We start from the raw sequence: 18,704 nt of genomic DNA, 5'->3' as shown, positions 1-18,704 counted from the left end.
TGGCCTATCAGGGCAAAAAGGGAACCCGCTTGACGAAATCGCTCTGGAAAGCGGTGGCTTTATCCCACGAGCCCTGCATGCTCAACTGGTGGCAGATGGTCTTTAGCGTATTGCGGGCGAAGTAGTAGCTCTGGACCCGGAACAGGTGACAGCGCTCCTCATTATTTATTTCTTTAATCAGCCGGTTATGCAATTTTACCAGGGCGTGTAGATAGCTGGCGTCGTCGCCGTTTCTCAGACACAGATCGACCATATCCATGCAGGCGTTATGATAGCGTCTCAAATGATCGATATGGCTTCCCGGCCGATTCAGGCGCGCCTCCGCCATATAGAAATCCACGGTGGCGTCGCGGATTTGGAATTTATATTCGTCAATCTGATGTTGCAGCCAGGCATTCACGGAAAGCATGGGATCTCAACCCTGAATATCAAATGATAATCATTATCATATTTATAAAAATAGTCGGGATCAATGGCTAAACGGACGGCTGATGAAATTAAATCATCATTTACTTTCCCTGTTTTATAAATAGGTATCCTCGATGAATGTTATACTAATGATAATAAATTGATAATTTTTCCCTGGGCGCGGCCGGCAAGGTGCATAATTTAGTCTTTATTTATCAATGGATTAACCTGAAATTTACCGGGCGATTTTCGCCGTGCAGGGCGATGCGCGCGGGCGGCGGCGGCCGCGTAAAAGCAAATGTTACGAATAGCCCTGCGAAACAAGAGGTTGAAGCTATATCCATTATCACTAACATTAGGGGAAACCAGCCTGAAACTGGTACCACACGTAATGAGGTATGCCTTATGCAAACGGAAAATGTAGGAACGTTTTCACTGGATGAAAATATCTGGCAGGGACTGACGCTGACGGACAGCGCGGCACGACAGATAACCAATTTAACGCGGCAGGATGGCGCGCTAATAGGTTTACGGCTTGGCGTCAAACAATCCGGCTGCGCCGGGTTTGGCTATGTACTGGATCTGGTGCGCGAGCCCGAACCGGATGACCTGGTATTCGAACGCGACGGCGCAAGACTTTACGTACCGCTAAAGGCGATGCCTTTTATTGATGGCACCGAGCTCGATTTTGTCCGTGAAGGGCTGAATCAGGTGTTCAAGTTTAATAATCCCAAAGCTCAGCATGCCTGCGGATGTGGCGAGAGCTTCGGCATTTAAGTGATGAAAATTATGGCACGTAGCACAGTAGATGTACCTGATGATGTCCAGATCTGGATGGGGGACGGCCGTTACAAAGAGGGCTTCTTCACCGAACTGGCGACGGATGAACTGGCACGCGGGATTAACGAAGACGTGGTCCGGGCGATTTCAGCCAAACGCAATGAACCGGAGTGGATGCTGGAGTTCCGCCTCAACGCCTTTCGGGCGTGGCAGGAAATGGAAGAGCCGCACTGGCTGAAAGCGCATTATGCCAAGCTCGACTATCAGGACTATAGCTATTATTCGGCGCCGTCCTGCGGTCACTGCGACGACACCTGCGACTCCCAGCCGGGCGCCACCCAGCAGTCCGGCATTGCCGAGGTCAATAATTACCTGACCAGCGAGGTTGAAAACGCCTTTAACCAGCTGGGCGTCCCGGTTCGCGAAGGCAAGTCGGTCGCGGTGGACGCCATTTTCGACTCCGTTTCCGTGGCGACGACCTACCGTCATGAACTGGCCGAGCAGGGCATCATTTTCTGTTCGTTCAGCGAGGCGATTCAGGAACACCCGGATCTGGTTCGCCAGTACCTCGGTACGGTGGTGCCTTCGAACGACAACTTCTTCGCCGCCTTGAACGCCGCGGTCGCCTCCGACGGCACCTTCGTCTATATCCCGAAAGGCGTGCGCTGTCCGATGGAGCTGTCCACCTATTTCCGCATTAACGCCGCTAAAACCGGGCAGTTTGAGCGCACCATCCTGATCGCCGACGACGACAGCTACGTCAGCTATATCGAGGGGTGCTCGGCGCCGGTGCGCGACAGCTATCAGCTGCATGCGGCGGTCGTCGAGGTGATCGTCAATAAAAACGCCGAAGTGAAATATTCCACCGTGCAAAACTGGTTTGCCGGTCAGGACGCCGAAGGCGGGATTCTGAACTTTGTCACCAAGCGGGCGCTGTGCGCCGGCGAGTATGCGAAAATGTCATGGACGCAATCGGAAACCGGTTCGGCCATTACCTGGAAATACCCCAGCGTGATTTTGCGCGGCGACAATTCGGTGGGCGAGTTTTTCTCCGTGGCGCTCACCAACGGTCGCCAGCAGGCGGATACCGGCACCAAGATGATTCATATCGGTAAAAACACCCGCTCGACCATTATCTCCAAAGGGATTTCCGCCGGACACAGCGAAAATACCTATCGCGGGCTGGTGAAAATCATGCCGAGCGCCACTAACGCGCGTAATTTTACCCAGTGCGACTCGATGCTGATCGGCAGCGACTGCGGCGCGCATACCTTCCCGTACGTGGAAGTGCGCAACAACACCGCGCAGTTGGAGCACGAGGCGACCACCTCGAAGATTGGCGACGATCAGCTGTTTTACTGCCTGCAGCGCGGCATCAGCGAAGATGACGCCATCTCGATGATCGTCAACGGCTTCTGCAAGGACGTTTTCTCTGAGCTGCCGCTGGAGTTTGCGGTCGAGGCGCAAAAGTTACTGGCGATTAGTCTGGAACATAGCGTGGGTTAATTCGTCGGTTGCCGATGTTTCTTATCATCGGTCACAAAAATGATGAGCGTCACCAGATGTAAGACGCCGGAAGGATAGAGCATGTTAAGTATTGAAAATCTGAAAGTCAGCGTAGAAGGCAAAGAAATCATTCAGGGGCTGAATCTCCAGGTCAAGCCGGGTGAGGTTCATGCCATTATGGGGCCGAACGGCTCCGGGAAAAGCACCCTCTCCGCGACGCTGGCCGGGCGCGAAGAGTATGAAGTGACCGACGGCACGGTGAGTTTTAAAGGCAAGGACCTGCTGGAGCTGGATCCGGAGGACCGGGCCGGCGAAGGCATCTTTATGGCGTTTCAGTATCCGGTGGAAATTCCCGGCGTCAGCAACCAGTTCTTCCTGCAAACCGCGGTCAACGCCGTGCGCAAATACCGCCAGTTGGAGCCTCTGGACCGGTTTGACTTCGCCGACTTTATCGAAGACAAAATCAAGCTGTTGAATATGCCGGAGGATTTGCTGACCCGTTCGGTGAACGTCGGTTTCTCCGGCGGCGAGAAGAAGCGTAACGACATTCTGCAAATGGCGGCGCTTGAGCCGGAGTTGTGCATTCTGGATGAAACCGATTCCGGCCTGGATATCGATGCGCTGAAAATTGTCGCCAACGGCGTGAATTCGCTGCGCGACCAGCAGCGCGCATTTATTATCGTCACGCACTACCAGCGCATTCTGGATTATATCCGGCCGGATTACGTTCACGTTCTGTATCAGGGGCGCATCGTTAAATCCGGGGATTTCTCGCTGGTGAAACAGTTGGAGGAGCAAGGCTATGGCTGGCTTACCGACCAACAATAAAACCAATACGCAGCGCAAACAGGAACAGGCCTTGCAGCAGTGGCATAACCTGTTTGAAACCTATAGCGCCCGGCGCTCGGCGGAGGCGCATCGGCACTGGCAGGAAGTGCAGCGCCTGGGGTTGCCGCAGCGTAAGCACGAGCACTGGAAATATACCCCGCTCGACGGGCTGCTGGCGCACGAGTTTGTGATCCCCGAGGCGTCGCGAGTCGACAGGGCGGCGCTGGATGCGCTGGCGCTGCCGGTTGACTGCTGGCGTCTGGTGTTTATTGACGGCGTATTCAACGAGCAGCTCAGCGATACCCAGTGGGGGCCTTACCAGGTTGATATCAACGCATCGCGCGCTCAGGGCGAACTGCCTGCCGCCATCCAGCCCGAGGTGTTTCTGCACCTGACGGAAAGCCTGGCCGCCGCCAGCACGCTGATCCGCCTGCCCGCCGGGCAGCAGGCGGAGAAACCGCTCTATTTGCTGCATATCAGCAGCGGCCGGGAGCAGGACTCCGCGCTGAACACCGTACACCACCGCCATCACCTGAACGTGGAGCGCGGCGCCGGCGCGCAGATTATCGAACACTACGTCAGCCTGGATGAGCAGGCGCACTTTACCGGCGCGCGCCTGACGATCAACGCCGGGGAAAACAGCCGGGTCGGCCATATCAAGCTGGCGTTTGAGGCGGCGGCCGGCTATCACTTTTCCCATAACGATCTGGCGCTGGCGCGTGACGCCCAGGTGCGCAGCCACAGCTTCCTGCTGGGCGCGGGGCTGACTCGTCACCACACCAGCGCGCAGTTGAACGGCGAAGGCGCCAATCTGGCGATTAACAGCCTTATCATGCCCGTCGGCAGCGAGGTTTGCGATACCCGCACCTATCTGGAGCATAACGACGGCTACGGCGAGAGCCGCCAGTTGCATAAAACCATTGTCAACGACCGCGCCAAGGCGGTGTTTAACGGTATGATCAAGGTCGCTCCCCGCGCGCTGAAAACCGACGGTCAGATGACCAACAATAACCTGCTGCTGGGGCGGTTAGCCGAAGTGGATACCAAGCCGCAGTTGGAAATCTATGCCGACGACGTGAAATGCAGCCACGGCGCCACCATCGGCCGCATGGACGAGGAGCAGCTGTTTTACCTGCGTTCACGCGGCATAACCCGACAGGACGCGCACCAGATGATCATCTTCGCTTTTGCCGCCGAACTGACGGAAGCCATTGCCGATGAGTCATTAAGGGATGTGATATTAAAACGTATTGCGCTGCGCCTGCCGAACGCACAGGCGGATTTATTGAAGGCTGAGCTATGACTTATCCAATCGAACGGGTCCGGGCCGATTTCCCGCTGCTGGCGACGGAAGTGAACGGACACCCCCTGGCTTATCTGGACAGCGCCGCCAGCGCACAAAAACCGCAGGCGGTGATTGACCGTGAAGCGGCGTTTTACCAGCATGAATACGCCGCCGTACATCGCGGCATTCATACCCTGAGCGCGCGGGCCACCAGCGCCATGGAGGGCGTGCGCGAACAGGTCGCCGCCTTTATCAATGCCGCATCGGCGGAAGAGATCGTCTTTGTGCGCGGCACCACGGAAGCCATTAACCTGGTGGCCAACAGCTACGGACATACCTTCCTCCAGCCCGGCGACAACCTGATCATTACCGAGATGGAGCATCACGCGAATATCGTTCCCTGGCAGATGCTGGCGCAGGCCAGGGGAATTGAAATCCGCGTAGTGCCGTTGGCGGCGGACGGAACGCTGGATCTTACCCGGCTTCCCGCCTTGCTGGACGAACGCACCCGGCTGGTGGCGGTGACGCATATTTCAAACGTGCTGGGCACCCTGAATCCGGTGAAAGAGATTATCGCGCAGGCAAAAGCCGCCGGGGCGGTGGTTCTGGTGGACGGCGCGCAGTCGATTATGCACCAGCCCGTCGACATGCGGGATCTGGATTGTGATTTCTTCGTCTTTTCCGGGCATAAAATCTACGGCCCGTCGGGGATCGGCGTGCTGTATGGCAAAAGCGCGCTGCTGCAGGCGATGCCGCCGTGGGAAGGCGGCGGGGCGATGATCCGCGAAGTCAGCCTGAGCGCCGGCACCACCTATGCCGATGCGCCATGGCGTTTTGAGGCCGGTTCGCCGAATACCGCCGGCATCATGGGGCTGGGCGCGGCGCTAAGCTATGTTACGGCGCTGGGACGCGAGGCGATCCAGCGCTATGAGTCCGCGCTGATGAGCTATGCGCTGGAGGCGCTGGCCCAGGTTCCTGATTTGACGCTGTACGGCCCGGCGGAGAGAAAGGGCGTTATCGCCTTTAACCTCGGGCAGCACCATGCCTATGATGTCGGCAGTTTCCTCGACCAGTATGGAATTGCGATTCGCACCGGTCACCACTGCGCGATGCCGCTGATGGAGCACTATGCCGTCTCCAGTATGTGCCGCGCCTCGCTGGCCGTTTATACTACCCGCGAAGAAGTAGACCGGCTGGTTGCCGGGTTGCAACGTATCCATCGATTACTGGGCAACTAAGCGCCGCTTTGCTGCCTGGGGAGGAAAAAATGGCAAGTCTGCCGGATCCGCAGAAATTGGCGCGTAATTTTTCGCGCTGTCATAACTGGGAAGAAAAATATCTTTATATTATTGAACTGGGCGCGCGGCTGGAGCCGCTGCCCGAGGCATGGCGCCGGCCGGAAAACCTGATTGCCGGTTGCCAGAGTCAGGTGTGGATAGTGATGCAGCCTGACGATCGGGGGCGGGTGACCCTGCATGGCGACAGCGACGCGGCCATCGTCAAAGGGCTGATCGCCGTGGTGTTCAGCCTGTATCAGGGGCTGAGCGCGCAGGAAATCGTTGCGCTGGACGTGCGTCCCTTCTTTCAGGAGCTGGCGCTGACCCAGCATCTGACGCCATCCCGCTCCCAGGGGTTGGAAGCCATGCTGCGGGCCATTCGCGCGCGCGCGGCGGGGTTGTCCTAAGCGTCCGCCCTTTATTTCTTATTTCCGCGAAAAAAACGCCCGGCCGTCAATGCGGGCGATTTTTTAATTGTGAAATATTATCCTGCTGATATTTCAGAATTAGTCCCGTAGATTTATCCCCCGCCAAAATTTATTCTGAAACGGATATTTGTAAAGAATTGAATATCAATCCCTTGATTTTCAAATAAAAGATAATTTTGTTACCACAATGCTAATATTGCATAAGCATGATACCGGTTGCTGAATAAAGAACCGGACATCGTTTATAAACCTGCATAAATCAGTGACGTAGGGAAATTTGTATGAAACGCGCGTTAACTTTACTTGGTCTGGTATTCGCCACGTATCTGGCAGGCAGCGGCGCGGCCGGCGCCACGGAATATCCGTTGCCGCCGCCGGGCAGCCGCCTTATCGGCGAGAACATCGCCTATACCGTCCCCGATGATGGCCGTCCGCTGGAAGCTATCGCCGCTGATTTCAAGATTGGCCTATTAGGGATGCTGGAAGCGAATCCCGGAACCGACCCCTATCTGCCGCAGGCCGGTTCGACCTTAACCATCCCCACGCAGATGCTGCTGCCGGATACGCCGCGTGAGGGCATAGTGGTCAACCTTGCGGAACTGCGGCTTTACTATTATCCGAAAGGCAAGAATACCGTCATCGTCTATCCCATCGGCATTGGTCAACTGGGACGCAAAACCCCGCTGATGGTCACCTCGATTTCGGAAAAGCGGGCTAATCCGACCTGGACGCCAACGGCGAATATCCGCAAGCATTATCTGGAAGAGCAGGGCATCACGCTGCCGGTGGTGGTGCCCGCCGGGCCGGATAACCCGATGGGGCTGTTCGCGTTACGCCTGGCGGCGCATGGCGGCGTGTACCTGATTCATGGCACCAATGCGAATTTTGGTATCGGCATGCGCGTCAGTTCCGGCTGCATCCGCTTGCGGCCCGAGGATATCGAAGCGTTGTTTAACGCCGTTCCGGTCGGTACGCGGGTGCAAATCGTCAATGATGCGATTAAAACATCGGTCGAGCCGGACGGAAAACGTTACGTAGAGGTTCATCAACCCTTGTCCAAAACCGATCAGGATGACCCGCAGACCATGCCGATCGGCATCAATAAAAAGACCAAGAAATTTATTGATGACGACGATACCGACGCCAAAACCGTTGCGGACGCCATCGTACGGCGTTCCGGTATGCCGGTGCTGGTCAATGTCGGTCAGGATATCAATACCTATCAGGAGCCTATTCAGTCGGCCGCTGAGGACGCAGAGACGCCGTCAGGCGCGCCGATCACCTCTGTCAGCGCCTCCCGGTAAGGTAACGCGCATAACCCGGCTGCGGACGTTCTGGAGCCGGGTTTGAAAGGGGCGCCCCGGCAAGCGAAAGCCGGTGAAGCGAAAAATGCAGACAAAAAAATGGCGCACACTGTGCGCCATTTTTACTACTTAACCAGTTCGATTACTTTTTGTAAGTGCGAACTTGGTTGTCCAGACGCTGGTTAGCACGAGCTGCGTCGTCTTTAGCAGCCTGTACGTCAGAGCGGATTGCGTTCACGTCGTTGCTCAGTTGGTCAACTTTAGCGTTCAGAGTCTGAACGTCAGAAGACAGCTGGTCAATTTTAGCGTTGCTGGAGCAACCAGCCAGCAGAGTAGAACCCAGAATTACCGCGCCCAGTACCAGTTTAGTACGATTCATTATTAATACCCTCTAGATTGAGTTAATCTCCATGTAGCGTTACAAGTATTACACAAACTTTTTTCTAATGAGAATAAATTTTTGATGAGAACATGCTTAATTTTGATCGTTCGCTCAAAGAAGCAGCGGGTTTTGCGGGGCAATGAAAAAAGTAAAGAAAACAGCGTCATTTCCATCGGAATAGTCCGAGCTTTGCGCTATTAAAGTTGTCTGTTAAATAAAAGGTATTAATTTAGCGCGCGGCGGATAAGCATGATAACCGCAGAATATAAAAAAGCGCCGTGAAAGGCGCTTTTTTAATATGTGAAAGCGTAACGGATTTACAGACGGTGCACCGACGCGGTATTGGTGGTGCCGCTTGGCACCAGCGCGCCGGAAACCATCACCACCACATCGCCGGCCTGCGCGTGGCCGCTGTTCAGCGCCGCTTCCTTACCTATACGGTAGAAATCATCGGTGGAGGCGATTTCTTTTACCAGCAGCGTATCCACGCCTTTGCTCAGCAGCAGCTGACGGGCGGTGATTTCATTGGTCGTCAGCGCCAGGATGCGGGCGTTGGGGAAGTATTTACGGATCGACTTGGCCGACTTGCCGCCGCTGGTCGCCACGACGATAAGCGGCGCATCCAGTTTCTCAGCCGTTTCAACCGCGCCGCGGCATACGGCTTCGGTGATACGCAGTTTGCCCACCGTCTTGATGGTATCCAGACGGGCTTTCATCACGGTGTCGGTACGACGGCAAATGGTCGCCATAATAGTAACGGACTCGAGCGGGTATTTCCCTTTGGCGCTTTCGCCGGACAGCATCACCGCATCGGTGCCGTCAATGATGGCGTTGGCGACGTCACCGGCTTCCGCGCGGGTAGGACGCGGGTTTTTAATCATCGAATCCAGCATCTGCGTCGCCGTGATAACGACTTTACGGGCCTGGTTACATTTCTCAATCATCATCTTTTGGGCGAAAATCACTTCTTCAACCGGAATTTCGACCCCGAGATCGCCGCGGGCAACCATAATGCCGTCGGACGCATCGAGAATTTCGTCAAAGTTGTTCAGACCTTCCTGGTTTTCGATCTTGGAAATGATCTGGATGTGTTCGCCGCCGTGCTGTTGCAGGTGCGCGCGAATTTCTTCAACATCGGAGCGTTTGCGGATAAAGGAAGCGGCAACGAAGTCGACGCCTTGTTCGCAGCCGAAAATCAGGTCGCGTTTGTCTTTTTCCGCCAGAGCCGGCAGCTGGATAGAGACGCCCGGCAGGTTAACGCCTTTGTTTTCGCCCAGATCGCCATTGTTGAGGACTTTACAAACGACTTCATTGCCGTTGATGGCGGTCACTTCCATGCCGATCAGGCCGTCATCCACCAGAACGGTGTTGCCGACGCTCAGATCTTCAGGGAAGCCGGTATAGGTCACCGCAACGCGCTGGCTATTGCCGATCACGCTCGCGTCGGTGGTGAAGGTGAACGTCTGGCCCGCGGTCAGTGAAACGTCGGCGCCGTTTTCCAGCTTCATGGTGCGGATTTCCGGTCCTTTGGTGTCGAGCAGAATAGCGGCCTGCTTACCGGTTTTTGCCAGCACGGCGCGCAGGTTTTTGATGCGCTGACCGTGTTCAGCGTAATCCCCGTGCGAGAAGTTCAGGCGCATAACATTCATGCCGGCGTTCAGCAGGTTGCTCAGCATTTCTTCTGATTCTGTTTTGGGCCCGATGGTGCAAACAATTTTTGTCTTTTTCATACGATAGCTTCTACAAGTTGTGATGGATAAAAAACGAGTGAACCGGCAGTGGTGATGCAGCGACTCCCGGAAAGAATGCGTTTGGCGACGGCCAGGAAGAAATAAGTATAGTTGATGAAGCGCGTAACCGATTACCGCGTTTGAGCAACGGGATAAGGGTAAACAATGCCTTTGATAACGATTTTAATGATAGTGGCACGTCGATTAGCTGAAACCATTCACTTGAAACAACGTTCCGTATTATAGTTATTAGTCAATGAGAAACAAGGTGGTAGAGGGCCTCAAGTCGCATATTTTAACCCGTTTACGCAAAAAAACGGTCGATTTGTGGTTTTTGCCAAGCTTTGTTGCGCAACTGCCCGTGTTCGGCCCCGTGCAATCGATAAGCGGAGGCGTCATCGCGTTGTACAATAATGTGTTCTCGATCACTTTTTTCCGCAAAAAAGAAAAGGATATGTAAACAGAATGTTTTCTTCCGATCGATATCACGTTTCTGTTCAGCCGGAGTTGAGAAGATTAGAAATAGTGGTAGCTTGTCCACCATTAAGGATTGTTACTGCGCAAGCAGGCAAGACCAGATATCCGCTTTCCCCGCGGGTGTCTGGTTTTTTTGTTTTCAGGGTATGAATAATGAAAATTGCCAAGATACTCAACAATAACGTCGTAACGGTTATCGACGAAAACAATAATGAGTCGGTTGTGATGGGCCGTGGGCTGGGTTTCAAGAAGCATACCGGCGATCGCCTTGATGAGTCTCTGGTCGAAAGAGTGTTCGTCATGAAAAGCGGGGAGTTGACGTCACGCCTGGAAGCGCTGCTTTCGGAGATCCCGCTGGAGGTGATCACCACCGCGGATAAAATTATTTCGCTGGCGAAAGAACGCCTGCCGGGAAAGTTGCAAAACAGCATCTATATCTCTTTGACCGATCACTGCCACTTTGCGATTGAACGGCACAAGCAAGGGGTCAATATCCGTAACGTGCTGCTATGGGAGATAAAGCGCCTCTATCCGAAAGAGTTCATGGTCGGCGTGGAGGCGCTGGACATTATCGAACGGCGCCTGTCGGTGCGGTTACCGGAAGATGAAGCCGGCTTTATTGCCTTGCATCTGGTGAATGCGCAGTTGGATAGCGAAATGCCGGAAGTGATTCATATCACCAAAATCATGCAGGAAATCCTGAATATCGTTAAATACCAGCTCAACCTGGATTATGATGAACAATCATTAAGCTATCATCGCTTCGTTACCCATCTCAAGTTTTTTGCCCAACGGCTGATTGGAAAAAATACGGTATCCAGCGATGACGAATCATTGCATGACGTCGTGAAGGAAAAATATCGCCTTGCCTATGGCTGCGCCGAAAAAATATCGACTTATATCGACCAGCAGTATCGGTACAGTTTGACTAAAGAGGAGTTGATGTTTCTGACAATTCATATTGAACGGGTAAGAACGGAGCTGTTGGGAAAAACCTAGATCGTAATATAAATAACAAGAAAATTTGCTGTTTATCACATAATGGTAATAAACGAAAATAAATTACTTGCATAGGAATTATGTTGGATAATAGAATTCAGGTATCGGTAGTTTTTAGAAAATCAGGATTGTAACTGTACGACTGAAATCCAGTAATACAGGCAAAACCTAAACCGTTTTTTCCTTGAGCCATTATGGTCAGGAGAGAATAACGGTTTAGGTTTTTTTTCGTCCGGAATAGTGATAAAAGTTAAAAATTTATTATTTATCATGTGGTTATTTAGTTTTAAGGATAGGCAATGAAATACAAGACATTAGCCAGTGAGATACTTGACGGGGTTGGCGGTAGTAGTAATGTTAATAGCGTATTACATTGCGCAACGCGACTGCGTTTTAAATTAAAGGATAGAAGCAGGGCGGATATTAATGCGCTTAAGGATAATCCCGGCATTATTATGGTTGTCGAAAGCGGCGGTCAGTTTCAGGTGGTCGTCGGTAACCATGTCAGTGAGGTTTATCAGGACCTGCTTGATGTGTCTGGTATAAGCGAAGACGCTAATTCAGAAGGTCAGGAAGGCAGTAATAATAATGAAAATATTCTTTCACGGCTTATTGATATTATTGCCGGTATTTTTACCCCGCTGATGGGGATTATGGCGGCCTCTGGTATTCTGAAGGGATTTTTAGCCCTGAGTCTGGCCTGCGGCTGGCTGGTGGAAAGTAGCGGAACCTATAAACTTTTATTTTCCGCCAGCGATTCATTATTCTATTTCTTCCCGATTATTCTCGGTTATACCGCCGGGAAAAAATTTGGCGGCAATCCTTTTGTGACCATGGCGATTGGCGGCGCGCTGGTGCATCCGACAATGTTGGCCGAGTTTAATGCCATGGCTGCGGCGGACTACCAGCCGCTGCATTTCCTCGGTATTCCCATCACCTTTATCAACTACGCGTCGTCGGTTATCCCGATTATCTTCGCCGCCTGGGTGTCCTGCCGGCTGGAAAAACCGCTGAACGCCTTTTTGCACGCCAATATCCGCAACTTTTTCACCCCGGCGCTATGCCTGATCATCACCGTGCCGCTGACGTTTTTAGCCATCGGACCGGTGACCACCTGGCTGAGCTTCCAGTTGGCGCACGGCTATCAGATCATTTATGGCTCCAGCTCGACCATCGCCGGCGGCTTTATGGGCGGCCTGTGGCAGGTGTTCGTGATGTTCGGCCTGCACTGGGGATTTGTGCCGCTGATGATCAACAACTTCAGCGCCCTGGGGCATGACACCCTGATCGCGGTGCTGACTCCGGCGGTGATGGCGCAGGCGGGCGCGGCGCTGGGCGTGTCCCTGCGCACCCGGGACGCGAAGCTGAAAGGCATCGCCGGCTCGGCGTTCCCGGCGGGGATTTTCGGTATCACCGAACCGGCCATCTATGGCGTCAACCTGCCCCTGCGCCGTCCGTTTATCTTCGGCTGCGTCGGCGGGGCGCTTGGCGGCGCCGTCGCCGGCTATTTCGGCACCACGCAGTACTCTTTCGGACTGCCCAGTATCTTCGCCTTTACGCAAATTATTCCTTCTACCGGGATGGATATGACCGTCTGGGGGGGCATTATCGGCACGGTAGTCGCTTTTGGGTTCGCTGCGCTGGCCAGCTATCTGTTTGGCATCAAAAAAGAACTCGTGCCTGAAGCCCCGGCGGTCGAGGCCGCGGCGGCACGCACGGCGTCAGCGCGCCGGCAGGCGGTGGGCAGTCCTATCAGCGGTGAGATCCTGCCATTGGAACAGGTTAACGATCAGACCTTTGCCAGCGGGCTGATGGGCAAAGGCATTGCCATCAAGCCGCAGGTCGGGCGGGTGGTTTCACCGGTCAACGGCACCGTCGCCTCGCTGTTTAAAACCAACCATGCGATAGGCCTGGAGTCTGATGACGGCGCCGAAGTGTTGATTCACATCGGGATCGATACGGTAAAACTGAACGGCCAGTATTTTACTCCCCACGTTAAAACCGGCGATACGGTCAGGCAGGGCGATTTGCTGGTGGAGTTTGATTATCAGGCCATTGAGGCGGCGGGGTATGACACCACCACGCCCGTCATTATTACCAACAGCGACGACTACGTTGATGTGCTGCCTGTGGCGGAAAATTCCGTACAGGAACAGGCGCCCTTATTAACGTTGATACGCTGACATAGCAACATTTCACACCCGAATTGGGAAGGAGATTAAAAATGAGCCACCGTTTTCCTGACGATTTTTTGTGGGGCGGCGCGATTGCGGCAAATCAGGTTGAAGGCGCTTATTTGACCGACGGCAAGGGGCTATCGACATCGGATTTGCAGCCCCATGGCATTTTTGGCGAGACAGTGGAAAGAACCGCCGGCGATAGCGGAATAAAGGACGTGGCAATCGATTTTTATCATCGCTACCCCGAAGATATCGCGCTGTTTGCCGAAATGGGCTTTAAGACTTTACGCACATCGATCGCCTGGACGCGTATTTTCCCACAGGGCGATGAAGCAACGCCGAACGAAGCCGGACTGGCATTTTACGATCGCCTGTTTGATGAAATGGCAAAATACGATATTAAGCCATTAGTGACGTTGTCACACTATGAAATGCCCTACGGATTGGTGCGCAACTACGGCGGCTGGGGCAGCCGCGACACCATAACCTTCTTTGAACGCTATGCGCGCACGGTATTTGAACGCTATCGGCATAAGGTAAAACACTGGCTGACGTTTAATGAAATCAACTGCGCGCTGCACGCGCCCTTTACCGGCGTCGGCCTGCCGTCGAATAGCAGCAAGCAGGCGATCTATCAGGCGATCCATCATCAGTTGGTGGCCAGCGCCAAAGCGGTGAAAGCCTGCCATGAGATCATTCCCGACGCCAAAATCGGCAATATGCTGCTGGGTTCAATGTTTTACCCATTAACCTGCAAACCTGCCGACGTTCTTAAAACCATGCAGCAAAACCGTGACTGGCTGTTTTTCGGCGATGTTCAGGTCAGAGGATACTACCCGGCCTATATGACGCGTTTCTTTAAAGAGCACGGCATTGATATCACCATCACCGGAGATGACCGGCAGGCGCTGCAGGAAACCATCGATTTCATTTCCTTTAGCTACTACATGACCGGCTGCGTCACCGCCGATGAAGAGCTGAATCGTCAAGCGCGCGGCAACATTTTGCAAATGGTGCCGAACCCGCATCTGGAAAGTTCCGAGTGGGGCTGGCAAATCGATCCTGAGGGTCTGCGTTATCTGCTGAACGAACTATACGACCGCTATCAGAAGCCGCTGTTTATCGTGGAGAACGGACTGGGAGCCAAGGATAAGGTGGAGGCGGACGGCAGCATTAACGACGACTACCGCATCAAGTACCTGAACGATCATCTGTATCAGGTGGGGGAAGCGCTGGCGGACGGCGTCGAGGTGCTGGGGTATACCTGCTGGGGACCCATCGACCTGGTGAGCGCCTCGAAGGCCGAGATGTCCAAGCGCTACGGTTTCATCCATGTCGATCGCGACGACCAGGGCAACGGCACTTTGGAACGCCGGCGCAAGAAGAGCTTTTACTGGTATCGGGACGTTATCAGCAGCAATGGGGATGCGCTGAAATAGCTGCGGCGTTTCCGTTTTCGCCGACGCGGCCTGCAGCGCGTCGGCTATCGATTTATCTCTGTTGGGCGGATATTGGCATGAATAGACGAGAATTACTGATAAAAGCCGCTGCGGTCGCTTCTTGTATCAAAGTCTTGCCGATTCAGGGGGCGCAGGCGAAAACCGACTCGCCGAGTAGGGCGAACATCGCTGACGCCGCGATGACGCCGGCTCAGCGTTATCTGCAACTGGCTGAATCCCTAAGGCCGGCGTTGCCGGAGGTGCCTTATCCGCCGCTGTCGGTGGTAGAGCCGAAAGCGGATAAAAGTCACATGCTGGGGTATGTCATGCAGAAAACCGCCAGCATCGATGCGTTGGCGCGGCGCGCTTTTAAAACGGGAGACAGCGTGATTGTCGATTTCGGCGATCATTACACGGGATTCTTAACGTTCGTTTTAGGTTGGAAGGACGTTTCCTGTGATTCTCCGGCACGTTTACGCCTGACCTTCGGCGAAGTGGTCACTGATGTTGCGGAACCCCTTTATCCTTATAACGGTTGGATTAGCGCGGCCTGGCTGCCGGAAGAGATCGTTAATGTCGATTTTCTGCCCGCGCCGGTAAGGATTGCCCGCCGGCAATCTTTTCGCTATGTGAAAATTGACGTGATTGCCACCTCGTCCAACTTTAGCGTCACATTTGATGATATCCAGGTTCAGGCGGTGTCATCGGCCGGCGAGGATAAGCACCTTCCGGCGCAGTATGACGGCGCATTGTGGCGGGATATCGATAAAGCCAGTATCAGGACGCTGCATGAATGTATGCAGACGGTTTTCGAAGATGGTCCGAAACGGGATCGCCGCCTATGGCTGGGCGATCTGCGCCTGCAGGCATTGGCTAACTATGTCAGTTTCAACAATACGGATTTGGTGCGCCGCTGTCTTTATCTGTTTGCCGGCCTGCAACGCGATGACGGTTATGTCACGGCATGTGTTTATGAAAAGCCCACGCCCAGAATAGGCGAAGTGGTATTGCTTGATTATGCCGCGCTGTTTGGCTGCGTTTTGCTGGATTATTTCCGTGCCAGTCAGGATAAAGCCACCGCCGTTGAACTGTGGCCGATAGCGAAAAAGCAAATCGATTTGCTGTTGCAACATGTTAATCAGCAAGGCGTTTTTATTGCGCCGGACAAAGATTATGTTTTTATCGACTGGAATAGCGGAGAGGATCAGGCCGCCGCAACACAAGGAATGGATAAACAGGCTGCCATGCAGGGGTTGCTGATTTATAGTTGTCGGCGTTTGGTGGAGCTGGCAGCGGCGATTCTCCCGACGGAAAATATGGACGGAGTAATTGAAAAAATAACAAAAATGACTGTTGCCGCCAAAAACGTATTTTATGATCCGACATTACAGCTATTTATTAGCGGGAAAAATCGACAAGTATCCTGGGCTTCCCAAATATGGATGGCATTGGCTAATGTATTGCCACAGCATGAAAGCGCCGTTTCCTTACGGAAAGTAATGGCGATGCCTGAGGCAATTCGGCCGCTGACTCCTTATTTATATCATCATATGGTTGATGCGCTGGTGCAAAGTGGGTTAACGGCACAGGCTAAAGAATTGGTCGAAAACTATTGGGGAGGAATGATAAAAGCGGGGACGGATACCTTCTGGGAAGCCTTTGATCCAAAGGATCCTCAAGCTTCGCCATATGGCAGTAAACAAATTAACAGTTATTGTCACGCGTGGAGTTGTACGCCATGTTATTTTATCCGAGATAAATTTAGGAAATAGAAAAACAGATATTACACAGGTACGGCTACCGCACGGCGGCTTTTTATTATAAATCGTTCATGGATGCTATTGATGGCATCACGGGTTATTTTTTTTATTTTAACTCTGTATTTTATTTGGAAAATATTATGCGTAAAAAACACTACCCTCTGAAACTTATTGTATTATTAATATCTTCAGCGATTTTATCTAATAGTGCGATAGCGGTAACGTTAACGATAGAAGAACGATTGGCCTTATTGGAAAAACAATTAGCAGAGAATAATCAAGAATTACAATCGACAAAAAAAGAACTACGAGAGTATAAAGCGCTAGCCGAACGCCGGCAGACGGCGGTCGCCGCCGGTAGTATTGAAAAACCGACGGGTCAGGAACGTATTGTCACCGAAGTAGTCCAGACACAGCCGGCGGGAACACCGCAGTCGGCGGCCGTGACGGAACAAAAATCGCTGACGCTGCATGAACTCAGCAAATTCATCAAAGATGATATTGGCTTCAACTATCGGGGATATTTCCGTTCAGGATGGGCGACCGGTACGCGCGGCGCGCCGAAGTCTTACGCGATCGGTTCGGTGGGGCGTTTCGGTAACGAAAACGGCGCCTGGTTCGATCTGGAATTGTCGCAGAAAGTCTATGATCAGAATGGAAAAACGGCTAAAGCCGTGGTTATGCTGGATGGTAATGTCGGTTTGCAATACAACGGCGGATGGTTTGACAAGGATTCGGAAAATGTACTGGCATTTTCAGATATTTATTTGACCACTAAGGGCTTTCTGCCATTCGCGCCGGAAGCGGATTTCTGGGTGGGCAAACACAATATGCCGGTCTATGAAATCCAGATGCTGGACTGGAAGAGTCACCGCACCAACGCGGGGGCCGGCGTCGGTATCGAAAATTGGCAGGTTGGGCCGGGTAAGGTGAATGTAGCGCTGACGCGTCAGGATCTTAACGCCCATGCGGTGGATTACGCGACGTCAGGTAATTCGCAGCAGGTCAATACCAACTCTATTGACTTGCGCTATAAAGAGCTTCCACTGTGGGATAAAGCTACGCTGGAGGTATTTGGCAGATATGCGATGGCTAACCATAACGACACCACGCGTAGCAAGGAAAATGACGGCAGCTATTACAGCGTGAAAGATTCCTGGCATGCCGGCGTTATTTTAAGGCAGAACTTCACTGACGGAGGGTTTAATGAGTTAACCCTGCAAGGGGCGGATAATTCCATCGCCAGCGGTTTTGCACTTATTTCCGACGCCAACCCGTCCTATGGTTATAATGACGACTATTATGGCGAGCACAGCTATGGAAAAGCGTTTCGCTTAATCTCTCAGGGTGAAAATTATTTACATCCTAAAGTTATCATGGCTAACGCTTTAGTCTATTCTCGCGGCAGTGATATATATAGTTATGATACCGGATCGCATACCTATTTTGAAAGTTTTCGCGCGGTTCTTCGTCCTGCATATATATGGGAAAACAATAATCAAACCGGTATTGAATTGGGATGGTTTGATCAGAAGAATAAACAGGGCGGTGCGGAATATCATGAATCTGGTTATAAAACCACGTTATTTCATACCATCAAAGTGGACACCAGTATGCTGAATTCTCGTCCTGAAATTCGTTTCTATGGCACTTATTTGAAGGCGTTGGATAATGAAATTAGTCAATTCCAGTTTGCAGATAGTAAGAGCGATCAATTTACCTTAGGCGTACAGGCGGAAGTCTGGTGGTAATAAGCGGCTGTTTAAATAACCGCCATTGGTGAGGTGATTGTCGGCGTCATTGGTGCAATATCTCATCAGCATATTTGAGAACATCCAGACATTGAATAAAGAGAGGGATATCTGGATGTCAATATAGAGAAGGGTTAATAATGAATAAACACAGTTTAATGAAGGTGAGA

The 18,704-nt window shown here is 52.7% G+C and carries 16 protein-coding genes; 13 read left to right on the top strand and 3 right to left on the bottom strand.

Annotated elements, in window-relative coordinates:
- Positions 1–7: 7 nt before the first annotated feature.
- Entirely contained in the window at positions 8–409 is a 402-nt protein-coding gene (locus tag MFP24_RS14425; protein ID WP_136168478.1) for a hypothetical protein, read from the bottom strand.
- A gap of 404 nt (positions 410–813) precedes the next feature.
- On the opposite strand from MFP24_RS14425, the gene sufA reads away from it, so the two are divergent.
- The 7 genes from sufA (at position 814) to MFP24_RS14390 (ending at position 7,816) form a co-directional block, all read left to right on the top strand.
- The gene (gene sufA, locus MFP24_RS14420) at positions 814–1,185 is read left to right on the top strand and encodes a Fe-S cluster assembly scaffold SufA (RefSeq protein ID WP_249231035.1); all 372 of its coding nucleotides are present in this window, start codon (positions 814–816) and stop codon (positions 1,183–1,185) included.
- Between the two features lie 12 nt (positions 1,186–1,197).
- A complete protein-coding gene (sufB, locus tag MFP24_RS14415; RefSeq protein WP_249231036.1) occupies positions 1,198–2,694 on the top strand; it encodes a Fe-S cluster assembly protein SufB in 1,497 nt (498 codons plus the stop codon).
- An 81-nt stretch (positions 2,695–2,775) separates the two neighbouring features.
- Positions 2,776–3,522: a Fe-S cluster assembly ATPase SufC gene (sufC, locus tag MFP24_RS14410; protein WP_249231037.1), complete on the top strand. Its 747-nt coding sequence runs from the start codon at positions 2,776–2,778 to the stop codon at positions 3,520–3,522.
- Complete coding sequence (gene sufD / locus MFP24_RS14405) at positions 3,497–4,825, top strand: Fe-S cluster assembly protein SufD (protein ID WP_249231038.1); 1,329 nt, start codon at positions 3,497–3,499, stop codon at positions 4,823–4,825. The genes sufC and sufD overlap by 26 nt, the downstream gene beginning before the upstream one ends.
- Positions 4,822–6,045, top strand: a complete 1,224-nt coding sequence (gene sufS, locus MFP24_RS14400; protein WP_249231039.1) for a cysteine desulfurase SufS — start codon at positions 4,822–4,824, stop codon at positions 6,043–6,045. Before sufD ends, sufS begins: the two co-directional genes overlap by 4 nt.
- A gap of 29 nt (positions 6,046–6,074) precedes the next feature.
- On the top strand, positions 6,075–6,491 hold the full coding sequence (gene sufE / locus MFP24_RS14395) for a cysteine desulfuration protein SufE (protein ID WP_249231040.1): 417 nt from the start codon (positions 6,075–6,077) through the stop codon (positions 6,489–6,491).
- Positions 6,492–6,793: 302 nt separating this feature from the next.
- On the top strand, positions 6,794–7,816 hold the full coding sequence (locus MFP24_RS14390) for a L,D-transpeptidase family protein (protein ID WP_249231041.1): 1,023 nt from the start codon (positions 6,794–6,796) through the stop codon (positions 7,814–7,816).
- Between the two features lie 142 nt (positions 7,817–7,958).
- On the opposite strand, the gene MFP24_RS14385 is transcribed toward MFP24_RS14390, so the two are convergent.
- Together MFP24_RS14385 and pykF are read right to left on the bottom strand one after the other, a co-directional pair.
- A complete protein-coding gene (locus MFP24_RS14385; RefSeq protein WP_005970385.1) occupies positions 7,959–8,195 on the bottom strand; it encodes a major outer membrane lipoprotein in 237 nt (78 codons plus the stop codon).
- Between the two features lie 320 nt (positions 8,196–8,515).
- Positions 8,516–9,928, bottom strand: coding sequence for a pyruvate kinase PykF (pykF, locus tag MFP24_RS14380; protein WP_249231042.1), 1,413 nt, complete (start codon positions 9,926–9,928; stop codon positions 8,516–8,518).
- A 268-nt stretch (positions 9,929–10,196) separates the two neighbouring features.
- On the opposite strand from pykF, the gene MFP24_RS14375 reads away from it, so the two are divergent.
- The 6 genes from MFP24_RS14375 to MFP24_RS14350 all read left to right on the top strand — a co-directional run bounded on the left by MFP24_RS14375 (position 10,197) and on the right by MFP24_RS14350 (position 18,534).
- Positions 10,197–10,388: a hypothetical protein gene (locus MFP24_RS14375; protein WP_249231043.1), complete on the top strand. Its 192-nt coding sequence runs from the start codon at positions 10,197–10,199 to the stop codon at positions 10,386–10,388.
- A gap of 170 nt (positions 10,389–10,558) precedes the next feature.
- Positions 10,559–11,404: a BglG family transcription antiterminator LicT gene (licT, locus tag MFP24_RS14370; RefSeq protein ID WP_249231044.1), complete on the top strand. Its 846-nt coding sequence runs from the start codon at positions 10,559–10,561 to the stop codon at positions 11,402–11,404.
- A gap of 299 nt (positions 11,405–11,703) precedes the next feature.
- On the top strand, positions 11,704–13,587 hold the full coding sequence (gene bglF, locus MFP24_RS14365) for a PTS beta-glucoside transporter subunit IIABC (protein WP_249231045.1): 1,884 nt from the start codon (positions 11,704–11,706) through the stop codon (positions 13,585–13,587).
- A gap of 41 nt (positions 13,588–13,628) precedes the next feature.
- The gene (locus MFP24_RS14360) at positions 13,629–15,023 is read left to right on the top strand and encodes a glycoside hydrolase family 1 protein (protein WP_249231046.1); all 1,395 of its coding nucleotides are present in this window, start codon (positions 13,629–13,631) and stop codon (positions 15,021–15,023) included.
- A gap of 77 nt (positions 15,024–15,100) precedes the next feature.
- Positions 15,101–16,795 carry an alpha-L-rhamnosidase-related protein gene (locus MFP24_RS14355; protein WP_369075408.1) on the top strand — a complete coding sequence of 565 codons (1,695 nt, stop codon included), beginning with the start codon at positions 15,101–15,103 and terminating at the stop codon, positions 16,793–16,795.
- A gap of 128 nt (positions 16,796–16,923) precedes the next feature.
- Entirely contained in the window at positions 16,924–18,534 is a 1,611-nt protein-coding gene (locus MFP24_RS14350) for a carbohydrate porin (protein WP_249231159.1), read from the top strand.
- The last annotated feature ends 170 nt before the right edge of the window (positions 18,535–18,704 follow it).

The sequence above is a fragment of the Brenneria tiliae genome, assembly GCF_023347575.1.
GTDB lineage: Bacteria > Pseudomonadota > Gammaproteobacteria > Enterobacterales > Enterobacteriaceae > Brenneria > Brenneria corticis.
This window is presented reverse-complemented; position numbering and strand designations above follow the sequence as displayed.

Coding starts and splice junctions, on each gene's coding strand:
- pykF (WP_249231042.1), bottom strand. CDS start 9,928: ATGAAAAAGACAAAAATTGTTTGCACCATCGGGCCCAAAACAGAATCA.
- sufE (WP_249231040.1), top strand. CDS start 6,075: ATGGCAAGTCTGCCGGATCCGCAGAAATTGGCGCGTAATTTTTCGCGC.
- sufD (WP_249231038.1), top strand. CDS start 3,497: ATGGCTGGCTTACCGACCAACAATAAAACCAATACGCAGCGCAAACAG.
- MFP24_RS14385 (WP_005970385.1), bottom strand. CDS start 8,195: ATGAATCGTACTAAACTGGTACTGGGCGCGGTAATTCTGGGTTCTACT.
- MFP24_RS14425 (WP_136168478.1), bottom strand. CDS start 409: ATGCTTTCCGTGAATGCCTGGCTGCAACATCAGATTGACGAATATAAA.
- MFP24_RS14390 (WP_249231041.1), top strand. CDS start 6,794: ATGAAACGCGCGTTAACTTTACTTGGTCTGGTATTCGCCACGTATCTG.
- MFP24_RS14360 (WP_249231046.1), top strand. CDS start 13,629: ATGAGCCACCGTTTTCCTGACGATTTTTTGTGGGGCGGCGCGATTGCG.
- bglF (WP_249231045.1), top strand. CDS start 11,704: ATGAAATACAAGACATTAGCCAGTGAGATACTTGACGGGGTTGGCGGT.
- sufA (WP_249231035.1), top strand. CDS start 814: ATGCAAACGGAAAATGTAGGAACGTTTTCACTGGATGAAAATATCTGG.
- MFP24_RS14355 (WP_369075408.1), top strand. CDS start 15,101: ATGAATAGACGAGAATTACTGATAAAAGCCGCTGCGGTCGCTTCTTGT.
- sufB (WP_249231036.1), top strand. CDS start 1,198: ATGGCACGTAGCACAGTAGATGTACCTGATGATGTCCAGATCTGGATG.
- sufC (WP_249231037.1), top strand. CDS start 2,776: ATGTTAAGTATTGAAAATCTGAAAGTCAGCGTAGAAGGCAAAGAAATC.
- MFP24_RS14350 (WP_249231159.1), top strand. CDS start 16,924: ATGCGTAAAAAACACTACCCTCTGAAACTTATTGTATTATTAATATCT.
- licT (WP_249231044.1), top strand. CDS start 10,559: ATGAAAATTGCCAAGATACTCAACAATAACGTCGTAACGGTTATCGAC.
- sufS (WP_249231039.1), top strand. CDS start 4,822: ATGACTTATCCAATCGAACGGGTCCGGGCCGATTTCCCGCTGCTGGCG.